Genomic DNA, 13493 nt, shown 5'->3' on the forward strand with positions numbered 1-13493 from the left:
TCTATCCTCGCTGCTACTGCAGCAGCTCCCGTAACTTCTTCAGCGCCAGCTTGTTGATCTGGCACACCCTCGCCTCGGTCAGGTCCAACACGCGGGCAATCTCTTTCAGGCTCAAATCGAACTCGTAATACAGCTGCACGACGCGCTGTTCACGATCGTTCAAGCGACGCAGCGCCTGTTCGATGCTGCGTTGGAGCAGCAGATGCGACTCCGGCGAATGGCGCCGATCGCCCGACTGCTCGGTGAGCTGCTGTAACAGCTCATCGAAGTTGGCCAACTGCTCGGCGCTCTGCGCCAGCTGATATTCCTGGTACTGCTCGACCGTCAGGCCCAGCGCCTGCTGAGTCTCGGCAGGCGTCGGCTCGCGACCCAGCTTTCTCGCCAGCTCGCGCACACCATCGCGCACTCGATGCGTCTCCTGACGCACCGTTCGCGGACGCCAATCCTGCCGGCGCAGCTCATCGAGAATCGCTCCTCGCACGCGCACCGAGGCGTACGCAGGAAACTTGTCGTCGGGCGTGCCATAGCGACGAACCGCATCCAGCAATCCCATCAATCCGATCTGCTGCAAGTCCTCGCGATCGATGCCGCCGCCGGTCTGCAGCTCGAGCTGCTTGACCACGCGCTTCACCAGCGGCGCGAATGTCACGAGCAGACGTTGCTCATCGGCGGCGCTCAGGGGCGCTGCGACGAACTCATCCGCTACTGCATATCCAGCTTGCATGCTCGTATTCAAAACTTATTCGACGATGAGCTTGCCGATCATCACATCGGTGAACGGCCGGTCAGCCCGGTCCTTCGCATAGCGGTCCGCGAACGCCTTTTCCATCGTGGCGGTCAGCTCTTCCACCGTCATCTTGCCGGCGCGATCCATCGTCAGCGTCGACAGCTCTTTGACGGCGAGGCTGCGCAGCAGCGGCAGCTGTTCACGCGTGGCTTTCTCGTCTTCCTCGGGCGACTTGAACACCAGGTCGAGCGCGAGGTAGTGAGGCGCAGGTTCGCCTTCCACACCACGCAACATCACGATGACCTTTTCCAGGCTCACATACTTATAGATGCGGTCGTCGACCGGCTCCTCTTCCTTCGGCGCGGGCGCCGCTTCGGCCGAGGCGATGGCACTGCCACCTTTCATGAACCACCAGGTCGCGCCGGCACCGACGCCGACTGCAAGCACCGTCACTCCCAGGAGCGCGGCTACGATCTTTCCGAAACTCATGCGCCACGCTCCTCATCCACCGCGAGCGTGAACGACTTGGCTGACTCTTCATTCGATTCCGACAGCGCGCGGCCCGGGGCGGCGTCGCGCTGTGACTGAGACTGACGCTGGCCCTGCTGGCCGGCGCTCTGCTGTTCGCGCGAGCTGTCGGACACGTGCACGGACACATCGCCGTTCTGACGATGAATCAGGTCCTGACGCAACGAGTCGCCGATGCCCTGCAACTGACGCGCGACTTCAGAGTTGCTGGCGCGCAGATGAACCTGGATGTTGCCGGCTTCACGCTGAATCACGATCTCGATGGTGCCCATGGACGGCGGATCGAGACGAATGACCGCATGCTCGCTGCGCTGAGTGATCTGCAACTGCAAACGATCGCCCAACGCGACTTCGAGCGCCGAGCGCTGGATGTTCAAGGGCTGCGCGGGCTGGGTCGTAACGGGCGCCAGCACACCGGGCTGCTGGTTGAAACCTTCGACCAGCGCCTGCGCCAGGCCGGCATTGGTCAGCGACGCGAGCTGAGTCACAGGCAGCGTCGACTGATTGTCTGAAAGCAACGTGGCCGGATTGGCTTTCGTGGCCACCGACAACGCAGGAGCGTTGATCGTCATGGCGCCCAGCGCCGATGTTTCAGGCACCGCCGCCAGCACACTCAACAATGTTTGCTCGCGCGGAGCGACCGACTGAGCCGGCTGCGACACCGGTGCGATCGGCAACAGGTTCTGCGGGTTCGACGCCTGCTGAGAGAAATTCGTCGAGCGCTGTGCGTACTCGAGCGGCACCGCCACCGGCTGCGTAAACGTAATCAGGTTCGGGAATACGGGCAGCACGTCGGTCGACGCGGTGTCTTCCGCTCCCTCTTCGCTCTGCTCGACCGGCGCGCCATCGAACTTCGGCTGATCCGTCACGCGCGGCGTGAGGTTCAACGTAGCGAGCGCTTCGACACCGAGCGACTGACGCAACTGTTCGCCAAAGCGAATCGGCGTGATCTGTGCGGTCGGAGTCGACAACGCCGGCGTCTGAGCGACCGGCAGCAACGGCAACCCGGGCTGTGCTCCGGCAGTCGGAGCATCGATGCTGACGAGAGCTGCACCGAATGCGATGGCGGTCATGCCCGCTCCTCGGCGACTTCGCCGTGCATCGCGTAAGCCAGAAAGCCGGCTTTGTGCTCGCGCATCTGACCGAGTCGCGTCTGCATGGCCTGCGTTTCAGTGATACAGAGTTCGCGAGCCTGCTCGTGCGCCCGCTGTACGGCGGCGAGCGCCATCATTTCCTGCTGCGACCACTGGCCCCACTCGGAACGGCGGGTCAGCAGCTCGGCCAGCTGACGATCGACGCTTTCCAACAGCGTCCAGTCGCCGCGCTGAGAAGCGCTCAGCAGGTTACGGGCAATGCTCATGAGTTTGGCGTATCGATCCATGGCATCAACCCAGGCGCTGCTGCATACCCTGCCAGCCGCGACGCAAAGTCGTCAGCAGGCCAGACACCTCATCGATCAGGGCCGGATTCAGGTCGACACCGGCGCGATACAAGCGCTCGGCGCAATAGTCATAGAGCCGGCTCAGATTTTCGGACACCTCACCGCCCTTCTCGATATCCAGCGCGCTCGACAGGCCATTCAACATGTCGACGCAACGGTCGAGGCTGCGCGCCTTCAACTCGTAACGACGATGCTCGATATGCGCACGGGCGCGCACCAGCTCTTCGAGCAGGCCGTCGGTCAACAACAGCACCAGCTTCACTGGCGAGGCATGCGCGACCTGCGCACCCAGGTTGACGCTGTGATAATTGCGGTAGGCTTCTTGATTCACGGTCGTGTTTGCTCCTTAGGGGTCGCGCGGGACTTAGCCGGTGCTCACCTGCGCGAACAGGCCCGACGTCTGCTCCATCTGCGCCTGCAGCGTCGCCAGTTGCGTGAACTGCTGCAGATAGCGCTGATAGGCGCTGTTGTACTGGGCATCGAGACGCGTCTGACGCGTCGTGAGATTCTTTTGCAGGATCTGAATGCTGTTCTGGCGACTGGCGATCTGACCGCTGCCGCTGGTGAGCCACTGATCCAGATATTTGCTCATGCCGCCCAACAAGCCGGTGGGCGCGGACAGGCTGGCTTTGCCGAACACCTTGTCGAGCGCGGCCGGATCGGCTTGCAAAGCTTTTTCGAGGCGTGTCTTGTCGAGCGACAACTGGCCGTTGCGATCGGCTTTCACGCCCAGCTCGGTCAGGCTGATGCCGCTGTATTCGGTGCGCAGCAGGCTGTTGAGCTTGCTGCCCAGCGAGCGAATACCCGCATCCGAAGCGAACACGCCAGCGGTCGAATTTTCGCCGCCCGCCTTGGTGAGCGTATCGAGCGCGGTGCGCAGCGTGTTGTACGCCTTGATGAACTCTCCGACCTTGTCCGCAGTGCCGGACATGTCGTCACTGACAGTCAACGTAAGCGGCGACTCGCTCGCGGTCATGGCGCGAGTGAAGGTCAGACTCACGCCTTCGATGCTGTTGAACGTATTCGACGCCTGCTGCATGCGGACGCCGCCCTGACCGCCCAGCCACACCACCGCATCCTGAGCGGCAGTGAGCTCGCGCGGCGCATTGAACGCGTCCTGCAACGCGCCGGCCGGCAAGCTGCTCGCGTTGACGGTGATCTCGCCGCCTTCGCCGGTCTTGCCCGCGCTCAACAACAGCTGGGTCTGACCGCCGCTGGTGACCACCGAGGCAACGACCTTGCCCTGGTTATCGTTGGCCTGGTTGATGGCACGGGCGATCTCGGCTTGTGAGATCGTGCCGTTGGAATCGGAGTCCGCGGCCACCAGATTCACATTGAACGAGCTGCCGTCTTGCAGCTGGACCGTGATCGGCCCGCCCAGCGCCACCGGCACCGCCGGCAGATCTTCGAACACGACCTGGTGCGCCGTGGCGAGCTGCTCCACATGGAACTGATAGCTGCCGGCCTGCGCCGTCGACGACGTGGTCGCGGTGGCGATGCCGGAGTTGTTGAAAGAAGCGCTGAACTGCTTCAAGCCCTTGCTCGAGGACAGCGACGACAACGCGGTATCGAACGCGCTCAGCGCCGAGCGCAGCGTGTTCAGCGCGGTCGACTCTTTCTGCGCGGTCTGCGTCTGAGTCGTCAGGCGGGTCTGCGTCGCCTGCGTGTACGCCGTTGCCAGCTGGGTGGCTGTAGTGACTGGATCGAGTGTGGCCATTTGGTTCTTCCTCGGAAGCGGACTCCATCAGTCGTTGAAAGGCGACAGGAACCGCGAGGAAATTAAATTTTCGTCTGGGTCTTTACTTGTTACGCCACCAGACCTGCGACGCCAGCTCGTCCTGATGTTTCTGCTCCTTCACCTTTGTGACGTGCCGCACATTCGAGTGCTCACGTTGCAGAACCTGGTCCAGCGCTTCGTGACGGCGGGCCGCGTTGGCCAGCTCGCGCTGTGACAAGGCGAGCTCCGATTCGTGTAATGACAAATCGAGCCGGTGGTTGGCCGCCATTCTTAACATAGCCTGTTTGTAACCCGCCCGATTCATGGCCAGCACCGGCGAGCCGCCGGTCGGACCGCTGCCATGAGCCAGCTGTTCCAGCGTGGACAGATTGCGTAGAAAACGTTCGCGAGTCGCGCGCTTCTCGGCGACATCGGCACTGAGCCGATCCACCTCGCGACTCTGCAGATCGACCAGGCGACCCAGACTGCGCAAGCGCTGACGTTCGCTCATGCCATCAATCCTTCAAGTGCCGAAATGGTCTGCGTCAGCGGCGCCGCTTCACGCGTGCCCTGATGCAGGAAGGCTTCAATCTTCGGATACAGCTCGACGGCCTTGTCAGTTGCTGGATCGGCGCCGGGCACATACGCGCCCAGCGGCAACAAGTCACGAACCTGCGCATGCTTTGCAACCATCGCAAGCAGCGCACGCGAGGCGCGTTGATGCTGCTGAGTTGCAACCAGCGACATACAACGGCTGACGGATTGTGAGATATCGATGGCAGGGTAATGACCGCGCTCGGCGAGCTGACGGGTCAATACGATGTGTCCATCGAGAATGGCTCGCGCGGTATCGACGACCGGATCCTGTTGATCGTCGCCTTCGGCAAGCACGGTATAGATGGCGCTCATGCTGCCCTCCTCGCGCTCGCCGTTGCCAGCAGTCTCGACGAGTTGCGGCAACAGGCTGAACACTGAAGGCGGGTAACCGCGAGTTGCAGGCGGCTCACCGAGCGCCAGTGCAACTTCACGGCGCGCCATCGCGTAACGAGTCAATGAATCCACGAGCAGCAGCACGTCTTTGCCTTGATCGCGAAAATGCGCAGCGATCGAGTGGCAGATTTCAGTGGCGCGCAAACGCATCAGCGGCGATTCATCGGCCGGCGCGACAACGACGATCGCGCGCTTCATGCCCGCTTCGCCAAGCGACAGGTCGATGAACTCGCGCACTTCGCGGCCGCGCTCGCCGATCAGTCCCACGACGACGACGTCGGCGACGGTCTGGCGTGTGATCAATCCGAGCAGCACGCTCTTGCCGACGCCGCTGCCCGCCATCAAGCCAACGCGTTGACCTTTTCCAAGTGTGAGAATGCCGTTGATCGCGCGCACGCCCACATCGAGCGCTTCCTTCACCGGCTTCTTCTTGAGCGGATTGACTCGCGGCGGCTGCATGTCGAGCACATGCTCGCCGCCCAACCGACCGCGACCGTCAACGGGCTCTCCCAAGCCGTTGACGATGCGCCCCAGCCACGACGGTCCAATGCGCAGAACATCGCGATCTGTCTGCGGCAACACGCGTGCGCCGGTGGCGAGCCCTTCCGGTCGCTTGAAGGGCATCAGATAAGAAACATCTTCGCGAAAGCCCACGACCTGCGCGTCGATCCAAGCGCCGTTACCGGTCTCGACGCTGCAGCGCTGACCCGTGCTCAACGGACAGCCGCGGCTTTCCAGCAGCAGTCCGGACGCACCGACCAGGCGGCCGGTCGGTGTCGCAATCGGCACCGACTCCAGCTCGAGTCCCCGTAAGGCGGCACCGATCATGCAGCCACCTGCTCATCCTGGTGCGGCAACAACTGTTCTTCGATCTGTTCCATGCACGCGGCCAGGCGCTGACTGCAACCGGCATCCGCCTCGCGATGGCCTGCCTTCACGCGGCACTCGCCGAGCTCCAGCTTGTCGTCGGCCCACAAATTCCAACGCTCCGCCTGCGCCGGATCGAGCTCGATGATGCGCTCGAGATCCTGCGGATTCAGGTAGACGGCAATCTCATCCGCGGCGACGCGCGGCATCGTCAAAAGCGCTTCGTCGACCAGGGCCAGCAGCTGCATGGGCTGCATCTGGATTTCTTTGCGAATCACCTGGTGCGCGACTTTGGCGACCAGATCGATCACTTCCTTACGCATGGCCGTCTGATAGTCGGCCTGCATATGTTTCAACGCCTCGAGCATTTCAGTAACGGGCGCCGAGATCCGCTCGAAGCGAGCCAACGCTTCTTGTTTGCCGGCTTCGTGCCCCTGCTGTTTGCCCTCTTCCCGACCTTCGACACGACCGGTGTCCATACCCGAGCGCATGCCGGCCTCGTGGCCTTCGCGATAGCCGCGCTCCATGCCGCGCTGATAGCCATCGTGCATGGCCGATGTGACTTGCGACGGCATCGCACCCGGCCCGGCCCAGGCGTTCGGGTCCGCCAGCTGCGCCAGCGCAGTGAATCGATGTGAGCGCCAGACGCGGCTCATTCCAACACCGCCTCGGCGAACAGCTGCACTTCGATCTCACCGGCATCGGCCAGCGCTTTGACCTGCGCCATGATCTCGTCGCGCGCCTGCTCGACTCGGCTGCGCGAGACTGGACCACTGCGACGCATGGTTTCTTCGAAGCTCTGCGCCTGACGACGCGGCATCGCCCTGATGATGGAATCGCGAACGGCGGGCTCGGCACCCTTGAGCGCAATCGCCCACTGCTCGACCGGCACTTCTTCCATGATTCGCAACAGAGTCGCTTCGGACTGGCGCGACAGAATGAAGAAGTCGTACATGCTGCGCTCGATCTCGGCGACCACTTCGGCATCGTGACTGCGCAACACTTCGACCATCTTGGCGCGGTTGTCCGGCAGGCGATTGAGAATCTCCGCCACCTGACGCACACCCTCCACGCTCGTGCTCTGCAAGCCCAGGCTCGCGAGGCAGCGCTCGACCAATTCATCCAGCTCGACCAGCAACTCGTGATCGACTTCGTTCAAGCGTGCCAGGTTCACGAGCACCAGATCGCGAGTACCGGCCGGCAATGCGCCGATGACCTGACCTGCGAGTGCCGGCGGCAGGAACGCGAGGAACACGGTCTGCATGCGCACGTGTTCCTGGCTGATGCGCTCGGCCAGCCACTTCGGCGATGCCCACTGCAAACGCGCGAGCTTCGGACGAATGGCATCGCCATAAATGCTGTTCAAGACACTGTCGGCAATGTCCGAGCCGAGCGCCAGGTCCAGCGAACGTTTCAGATAAGAGCGGGACGCGCCGTGCACACCGCTCTGCTGACGGTATTCATCGAAGAAACGTTGCAGCGAGTTCTTCACCGCTTCGACTTTGATACCGCTGATTCGTGACATCACTTGCGTCACTTCCAGCAGCTCGTCGCGAGACAGGCAACGAAGCACGGCCGCGGCCGGCTCCTCGCCCATGCTCAGCAACACGATGGCGGCCTGCTCCAGCGGAGACGCGGCCACTTGAGCGACTGCATTACTCGCGTCGGACATTCTTCTGCACCCACTGCTTCACGACTTCGGCGACACGCTCCGGCTCCTTGGCCGCCAGCGCACGCAGATGATCAACCATCACGTCGACCGGCGAGCCCGGAGGCGGCAGGTCGTAATCTTCCAGGAGCGGACCGACCGGGATCGGGCCCTTGCTCGTATTCGGGGTCGGCAGCGCGGCCGCCGCGACAGCAGCGCCCGCAGGAGCCGCGGCCGGGACCGGCGTCGCTTCAATCTGTTGCACCGTCGGCGCCGGCAATTCCAGGCGCTGCTTGGCCATGCGCAACAGCGGACGCGCGATGAGCAGATAGGCGAACAACGCAGCCAAGGCGTACGCCACATACACACCGATATCGACCATGCGCTCAGGCTGCTGCCACCACACCGGCGGAGCCGCCGGCTTCGGGAAGCCGAGCGAAGAAACAACCAGGCTGTCGCCGCGAGCCGTGTCGATGCCGAGACCGCTGCGAAGAATCTTGTCGATGTTCGCGAGCTGAGCTTCGCTCCAGGCATTGCCACTCGGAGCGGCAGCGTCGTTGAGCACAACCGCGACGCTCAGTTTCTTCAGGCGGCCCTTACTGCGCTGAATCTGCGTGACGCTACGGTCATAGGCGAACTGGCGGGTCGCGGCGTTCCGCTGCGTACTGCTCTCCTGACCCGCCGCTTGCGTATCCGCGCCGACATCGATGGGCCGATTGCTCAGCGAGCCCGGCACGCCGAGCGCCAGCGGATCGGTGTCGTTCTCGGCACGCGTCGATTCATTAGTAACTTTGGGCGTATCGCCGTACTGCTCGTGGGTCTCCTGGACCTTGTCGTTGTCGACATCGGCGGTGACGCTGAGCTTGAAATTGTCGTTGCCGACGATAGGCGCGAGCAGATTCTCGGCGCTGTGCAGAGTCTCGTCCCGATAGTGACCGGCGGCGTCGTTGACCTGCGCCTCGAAGCCTTCCGCCAGATCCACCCGCGACGACAACAGGTTGCCCGATTGATCGACCAGAGTGACGTTGGCGGGATCGAGTCCGGTGGCGCTGCTCGCGACCATTTTCACGATGGCGGCGATCTGCTCATTGGACAGCTTGCGACCCGCCTTCAGGCCGAGCACCACCGACGCGGAGCTGGGCTCGGCGGTGTTGACGACGAACGACGAAGACTTGGCGATCGCGATGTGAACCCGCGCCGTCTCGACGGCGTCGATGGTCATGATGCTCTGAGCGAGCTCGCCTTCGAGGCCGCGACGGAAGCGCACGTCCTGCACGAACTGGCTGACGCCGAGCGGATCGCTGCGATCCATGAGCTCGAGACCGGCGGGCAGCTGTGCGACCACACCTTTCGATGCGAGCAGCATGCGCACTTCGCCGAGTCGATTGCCGGGCACCAGCACCTGACCGGTGTCGGGATGAATGCGATACGGGATGCCGGCGCCATCGAGCACCGTCATCATGTCGGCGGCCGCGACTTTCTCGCGTGCACCGAATAGAGGCTTGAATGAAGACTGATCGCGCCACGCGAACATCAACACCACGGCGGTGATGACCGTCGCCAGCAACACCAGAGGCGCGAGGCCGCGTAACAACGCGGACAATTCGAACGGGGCCGGTGCGCTGGCAGTGCCGTTTGGCACGCTCGCAGCACCATTGCGTGGCCAGAACCTGGCCACTGCCGATTTCAACGTGTTCGTCACTGGGTCGGGCCTACAGCGGCAGCTTGATCAGATCTTCCATGGCCCCGACCACTTTGTTTCGGGCCTGCATCAGCATGGAGAAGGACAGACTCGCCTGTTGGCTGGCCAGCATGGCGCCGACCAGATCGTCGCTGCGACCGGCATCGACAGCAGCCATCTTGTCGGCGGCGGCGCGATCCTGGGCATCGACGTTGTGCACGGCTCGCTCGAAGAACGAGCCGAAGCCGGCGATGGGTTGAGCTTGATCGCTCGCGACAGCGGGCGATGGCGCGAATTGCCGAAGGGATGCGGCGTCGTCGGTAATTCTCGATTGGACCGCTTCGATCGCGGCCGCCATCGGACTGTGAGAAAACTGCGTTACGGGCATCGCTTCATCCTTTGACTCGTCTGGGTCGCTCAGAGTCGCCGCAGTGCGCTGAGCCGTCCGTAGCATCGACGCGCGCTTGACCCAAGTTAAGGACGCGTCCGGCCTTTTGCTACGCGACGCACACTTTTCCTCGTGAATTCAGCGCATTCGAGCACACTCATCTACGACCAACCCTTAGCGGGCTACTGAGGCCGAACATGATCGCGTCATCAGCGGCGCAAATCGCAGACACTATTGCGCCTGCAACGGGCCCATAGCGGCCGGACTGCACTGTCGATTAAGCCGGCGAGCTCAGTTAGTGACGTGAATCACAAGAGAACAGCACTTAGTGGTTCGCCTCATAAAGAATTTCTAACGCACACGCGATAAGAGGCTCGTTAGTTTTTTTGACGACATGCGATGACAAACAAACAGCCCACCGTCCGCGCGCATACAGTCATCGACCCGCGCACGATGGGTCGTCCGGTGCATTTGCTGGGCGGCTTCGCCAACCAATTGCGGGACGATGTTGCCGATTTCTTACGATCGCGCATCAATCGTCGTTACAAAGCAAACTTTCAAATCGATGCAATCTCCTTTGTAGCGGCTCCGGCGGACTCGCAACGCTGGTTGAGCTACAGCGCGAATGACGGACGTATTCACTTCTCAATCGAGCGGCCGCTGCTGCTGTGTTTGTTACGTTATCGTTACGGCTCGGTGATGCCCGAATCCAGTGCACCGGTCGAGAGCAGCGCGCCGCCTCCGACGCCGCTCACCGATGAGCCCGAGACCGCGACCGAAGAGCGTCTCGGCACCATGTTGGGTCAACAACTCTCCGAGCTCGCCGTGCGACGGATCGAATCCGTGCAACGCGAGCCGGTGGAAACACCCGCCGCAGTCACGTTTACCGAAGCCGCCCTGCAAGGCGCGAGCGACGGCGAGTGGCTGATGACACTGACGCTCAGCGAAACCCGCTGGAACGTCAGCGGACATATCCTGCTGAAGATTTCCGCGGTCTGGATGAATCGCCTGTTACAGGCGCTCGCTCCCAGCCGCGACCGGCGAAAAGAACGTACGGCCACGAAGCCGTTTCCAGCCCGTCTGCAGCTGACTTTGCGGGCCCGGATGCTGGAGAAGGAAGTGTCGCTCGGGACACTGCTCGATCTACGCCTGGGGGATGTATTGCCGATCAGCGTGGGAGATGCCGATGTCCTGATCGGCGACTCGCGCCTCTTCACCGCCAGCGTCGCCGAACATCACGGCAAGCTGTGCCTCACTTCATTAGCCGATGTAGATTGACCCCAGGGATTGAACACCGTGAATACCGCATCGAATCCTTCCGACGACAATTTGCTGGCTGATCTGGAAGACGTGCTCGAGGACGAAGCGCCCACGGCTGCCCCGCCCGCTCCCGCTCCGGCGAAGCGCAACTTCGCCGCGATGATGCGCCGGATCCCGGTGACGCTGACGCTCGAAGTCGGCTCCGCCAAGCTGTCGCTGCAGGATCTCGCCGATATCGAGCGTAGCAGCGTCATCGAGCTGGACACCCTCGCCGGCGAACCGCTGATCATCAAGGTCAACGGCACCGTCATCGGCCGCGCCGAAGTCGTGGTCAGCGGCGAGAACTACGGCCTCAAAGTGGTCGAGCTCAGCGATCTGGATCTGGATTCGCTGACGCCATGATCTTTACGCAAGCGCAGGCTCTCCTGCGCTGGAAGTGGTCGCGCGTAATCGCAGCGGCCGCGGTGCTGCTCGGCCTGTGTTCGGTGGCGGGCGCGGCGCCTATCGAGATCATCGGTACCAGCGCCGACGGCAACACCACCGAGTTCACGGTGAAGACGCAAGTCCTGATCATCATGACGCTGCTTGGGCTGCTGCCCATTCTGGCGTTGATGATGACCTGCTTCACGCGCTTCGTGATCATCCTCGCGTTGTTGCGTCAGGCGCTCGGTCTGCAACAGGGCCTGCCGAACCGGATCATCACCGGCGTCGCGCTCATTCTGACGTTGCTGGTCATGCGCCCGGTCGGCGAGCAGATCTACAACGAAGCGCTGGTGCCGTTCGACAACGAGCAGATCTCTTTTCAACAGGCGCTGAAGAATGCCGAAGAGCCGCTGTCCCGCTTCATGCTGGCGCAGACTCATAAAGGAGCGCTGACTCAGATGGCGCAGCTCGCCGGCGAAGCGCACATCACCGATCCGAAACAACATGGCTTCCTGGTGAAGCTGTCCGCATTCGTGCTGAGCGAGCTGAAGACCGCGTTCCAGATCGGCTGCATGCTGTTCGTGCCGTTCCTGATCATCGACCTGGTCGTGTCCTCGGTGCTCATGGCGATGGGCATGATGATGCTGTCGCCACTAGTCATCTCGCTGCCTTTGAAGCTGCTGCTGTTCGTGCTGGTGGATGGCTGGACGCTGACGGTGCAGACACTGGTCGGCAGTATTCAGGCGTATTAGCGAGGCGAACCGCAGATGAATGCCGATATCGCCGCCGACCTGGTCGCCTCCGCGCTCCGACTGACGATGCTGTTGGTCAGCGTGCTGGTCGTGCCCGGCATGCTGGTGGGTCTGGTGATCGGTTTGTTTCAAGCCGCGACCCAGATCAACGAGCAGACGCTGAGCTTCCTGCCCCGCTTGCTGGTGACGTTGCTGGCCATTGCTTTGACCGGTCACTGGATGGCGGCGCAACTCATGGACTTCTGTGTCGCCGTGTTCAGAGGCGCCGCGCAGTTGGCGGGCGGCTGAGACGACACACCATGGAAGCGGTGCTGCTCCAACAACTGCCGAATCTGCTCAGCGCGGTGTGGTGGCCATTCTGCCGCGTGCTGGGCATGCTCAACGCGGCGCCCATCATCGGCGAGAACATGGTGCCCATCACCGTGCGCGTCCTGCTGTCAGTGGTGCTCGCGGTGATTTTTATTCCCGTGGCCCAGCCGGCGACGCCGATCGACCCGATGTCGCTGCAAGCCATCGTCCTGTCCGCGAACCAGGCGCTGATCGGTTTCGGCCTCGGCCTCGCCTTTCATCTCACGATGGCGGTGATGCAGATGCTGGGCTTCGTGGTGTCCTCACAGATGGGCCTGTCCATGGCCGTCATGAACGATCCAATGACTGGCACGTCATCGGATGTGATCGCCACCATGCTTTATCTGCTGAGCGTGCTCGTGTTCTTCAGCATCGACGGTCATCTGGTGATCGCGCAGGTCATCGGCGCGAGCTTCCACACCTGGCCGGTCGGCGGACCGCTCGACATCAACACACTGCGCGATATCGCGTACAACGTCGCCTGGGTTTTCTCAGCCGCGTTGTTGCTCGCCATCCCCATCGTGTTCTCGACGCTGGTGGTGCAAATGGGCTTCGGCTTGTTGAACCGCATCGCGCCGGCGCTGAATCTGTACTCGCTCGGCTTCTCGGCCATCATCATGTTCGGGCTGTTCATGCTGGGCTATCTGGCGCGAGTGGTGCCCGGCCATTATTTGCGACTGACGCAGCAAGTGCTCGAGCTGCTGCGCCTGAAGACGGGGTGAC

At 62.5% G+C, this 13493-nt stretch carries 17 protein-coding genes; 5 read left to right on the forward strand and 12 right to left on the reverse strand.

What is annotated here, in order from left to right:
• Positions 1–13: 13 nt before the first annotated feature.
• The 12 genes from ACFPN2_RS03545 to ACFPN2_RS03600 all read right to left on the reverse strand — a co-directional run bounded on the left by ACFPN2_RS03545 (position 14) and on the right by ACFPN2_RS03600 (position 9987).
• Entirely contained in the window at positions 14–724 is a 711-nt protein-coding gene (locus ACFPN2_RS03545) for a FliA/WhiG family RNA polymerase sigma factor (RefSeq protein ID WP_380595029.1), read from the reverse strand.
• A 15-nt stretch (positions 725–739) separates the two neighbouring features.
• Positions 740–1216: a flagellar basal body-associated FliL family protein gene (locus ACFPN2_RS03550; protein WP_380595031.1), complete on the reverse strand. Its 477-nt coding sequence runs from the start codon at positions 1214–1216 to the stop codon at positions 740–742.
• Positions 1213–2328, reverse strand: a complete 1116-nt coding sequence (locus tag ACFPN2_RS03555) for a flagellar hook-length control protein FliK (protein ID WP_380595033.1) — start codon at positions 2326–2328, stop codon at positions 1213–1215. The genes ACFPN2_RS03550 and ACFPN2_RS03555 overlap by 4 nt, the downstream gene beginning before the upstream one ends.
• Positions 2325–2636 (reverse strand): hypothetical protein, encoded by a 312-nt coding sequence (locus ACFPN2_RS03560; RefSeq protein ID WP_380595035.1) that lies wholly within the window; start codon positions 2634–2636, stop codon positions 2325–2327. Before ACFPN2_RS03560 ends, ACFPN2_RS03555 begins: the two co-directional genes overlap by 4 nt.
• 4 nt (positions 2637–2640) lie before the next feature.
• On the reverse strand, positions 2641–3027 hold the full coding sequence (gene fliS / locus ACFPN2_RS03565; protein WP_380595037.1) for a flagellar export chaperone FliS: 387 nt from the start codon (positions 3025–3027) through the stop codon (positions 2641–2643).
• 33 nt (positions 3028–3060) lie between these two features.
• Entirely contained in the window at positions 3061–4413 is a 1353-nt protein-coding gene (gene fliD, locus ACFPN2_RS03570; RefSeq protein ID WP_380595039.1) for a flagellar filament capping protein FliD, read from the reverse strand.
• An 82-nt stretch (positions 4414–4495) separates the two neighbouring features.
• Complete coding sequence (locus ACFPN2_RS03575) at positions 4496–4924, reverse strand: flagellar FliJ family protein (protein WP_380595041.1); 429 nt, start codon at positions 4922–4924, stop codon at positions 4496–4498.
• A complete protein-coding gene (gene fliI / locus ACFPN2_RS03580; protein ID WP_380595043.1) occupies positions 4921–6231 on the reverse strand; it encodes a flagellar protein export ATPase FliI in 1311 nt (436 codons plus the stop codon). Before fliI ends, ACFPN2_RS03575 begins: the two co-directional genes overlap by 4 nt.
• Positions 6228–6926 carry a flagellar assembly protein FliH gene (fliH, locus tag ACFPN2_RS03585; RefSeq protein ID WP_380595045.1) on the reverse strand — a complete coding sequence of 233 codons (699 nt, stop codon included), beginning with the start codon at positions 6924–6926 and terminating at the stop codon, positions 6228–6230. The genes fliI and fliH overlap by 4 nt, the downstream gene beginning before the upstream one ends.
• On the reverse strand, positions 6923–7942 hold the full coding sequence (locus ACFPN2_RS03590) for a flagellar motor switch protein FliG (protein WP_380595047.1): 1020 nt from the start codon (positions 7940–7942) through the stop codon (positions 6923–6925). Before ACFPN2_RS03590 ends, fliH begins: the two co-directional genes overlap by 4 nt.
• Complete coding sequence (fliF, locus tag ACFPN2_RS03595; protein ID WP_380595049.1) at positions 7926–9560, reverse strand: flagellar basal-body MS-ring/collar protein FliF; 1635 nt, start codon at positions 9558–9560, stop codon at positions 7926–7928. The genes ACFPN2_RS03590 and fliF overlap by 17 nt, the downstream gene beginning before the upstream one ends.
• Before the next feature lie 70 nt (positions 9561–9630).
• On the reverse strand, positions 9631–9987 hold the full coding sequence (locus tag ACFPN2_RS03600) for a flagellar hook-basal body complex protein FliE (protein WP_380595051.1): 357 nt from the start codon (positions 9985–9987) through the stop codon (positions 9631–9633).
• Between the two features lie 399 nt (positions 9988–10386).
• Between ACFPN2_RS03600 and ACFPN2_RS03605 the strand changes: the two genes are divergently transcribed.
• From ACFPN2_RS03605 to fliR, 5 genes are read left to right on the forward strand one after another with little or no spacing between them, the layout of a single operon-like run.
• Entirely contained in the window at positions 10387–11265 is an 879-nt protein-coding gene (locus ACFPN2_RS03605; RefSeq protein ID WP_380595053.1) for a FliM/FliN family flagellar motor switch protein, read from the forward strand.
• Between the two features lie 9 nt (positions 11266–11274).
• Positions 11275–11649, forward strand: coding sequence for a FliM/FliN family flagellar motor switch protein (locus tag ACFPN2_RS03610; RefSeq protein ID WP_380595056.1), 375 nt, complete (start codon positions 11275–11277; stop codon positions 11647–11649).
• On the forward strand, positions 11646–12422 hold the full coding sequence (gene fliP, locus ACFPN2_RS03615; RefSeq protein ID WP_380595058.1) for a flagellar type III secretion system pore protein FliP: 777 nt from the start codon (positions 11646–11648) through the stop codon (positions 12420–12422). The genes ACFPN2_RS03610 and fliP overlap by 4 nt, the downstream gene beginning before the upstream one ends.
• A 15-nt stretch (positions 12423–12437) precedes the next feature.
• On the forward strand, positions 12438–12710 hold the full coding sequence (gene fliQ, locus ACFPN2_RS03620; protein WP_129779088.1) for a flagellar biosynthesis protein FliQ: 273 nt from the start codon (positions 12438–12440) through the stop codon (positions 12708–12710).
• 11 nt (positions 12711–12721) lie between these two features.
• Positions 12722–13492, forward strand: coding sequence for a flagellar biosynthetic protein FliR (gene fliR, locus ACFPN2_RS03625; protein ID WP_380595060.1), 771 nt, complete (start codon positions 12722–12724; stop codon positions 13490–13492).
• Position 13493 lies beyond the last annotated feature (1 nt).

The organism is Steroidobacter flavus (assembly GCF_042651805.1).
GTDB classification, from domain to species: Bacteria; Pseudomonadota; Gammaproteobacteria; order Steroidobacterales; family Steroidobacteraceae; genus Steroidobacter; species Steroidobacter flavus.

Bases quoted from the DNA above. Each gene is read 5' to 3' on its own strand.
- ACFPN2_RS03545 (WP_380595029.1), bottom strand. From the start codon at position 724: ATGCAAGCTGGATATGCAGTAGCGGATGAGTTCGTCGCAGCGCCCCTG.
- ACFPN2_RS03550 (WP_380595031.1), bottom strand. From the start codon at position 1,216: ATGAGTTTCGGAAAGATCGTAGCCGCGCTCCTGGGAGTGACGGTGCTT.
- ACFPN2_RS03555 (WP_380595033.1), bottom strand. From the start codon at position 2,328: ATGACCGCCATCGCATTCGGTGCAGCTCTCGTCAGCATCGATGCTCCG.
- ACFPN2_RS03560 (WP_380595035.1), bottom strand. From the start codon at position 2,636: ATGGATCGATACGCCAAACTCATGAGCATTGCCCGTAACCTGCTGAGC.
- fliD (WP_380595039.1), bottom strand. From the start codon at position 4,413: ATGGCCACACTCGATCCAGTCACTACAGCCACCCAGCTGGCAACGGCG.
- ACFPN2_RS03575 (WP_380595041.1), bottom strand. From the start codon at position 4,924: ATGAGCGAACGTCAGCGCTTGCGCAGTCTGGGTCGCCTGGTCGATCTG.
- fliI (WP_380595043.1), bottom strand. From the start codon at position 6,231: ATGATCGGTGCCGCCTTACGGGGACTCGAGCTGGAGTCGGTGCCGATT.
- fliH (WP_380595045.1), bottom strand. From the start codon at position 6,926: ATGAGCCGCGTCTGGCGCTCACATCGATTCACTGCGCTGGCGCAGCTG.
- ACFPN2_RS03590 (WP_380595047.1), bottom strand. From the start codon at position 7,942: ATGTCCGACGCGAGTAATGCAGTCGCTCAAGTGGCCGCGTCTCCGCTG.
- ACFPN2_RS03600 (WP_380595051.1), bottom strand. From the start codon at position 9,987: ATGCCCGTAACGCAGTTTTCTCACAGTCCGATGGCGGCCGCGATCGAA.
- ACFPN2_RS03605 (WP_380595053.1), top strand. From the start codon at position 10,387: ATGACAAACAAACAGCCCACCGTCCGCGCGCATACAGTCATCGACCCG.
- fliP (WP_380595058.1), top strand. From the start codon at position 11,646: ATGATCTTTACGCAAGCGCAGGCTCTCCTGCGCTGGAAGTGGTCGCGC.
- fliQ (WP_129779088.1), top strand. From the start codon at position 12,438: ATGAATGCCGATATCGCCGCCGACCTGGTCGCCTCCGCGCTCCGACTG.
- fliR (WP_380595060.1), top strand. From the start codon at position 12,722: ATGGAAGCGGTGCTGCTCCAACAACTGCCGAATCTGCTCAGCGCGGTG.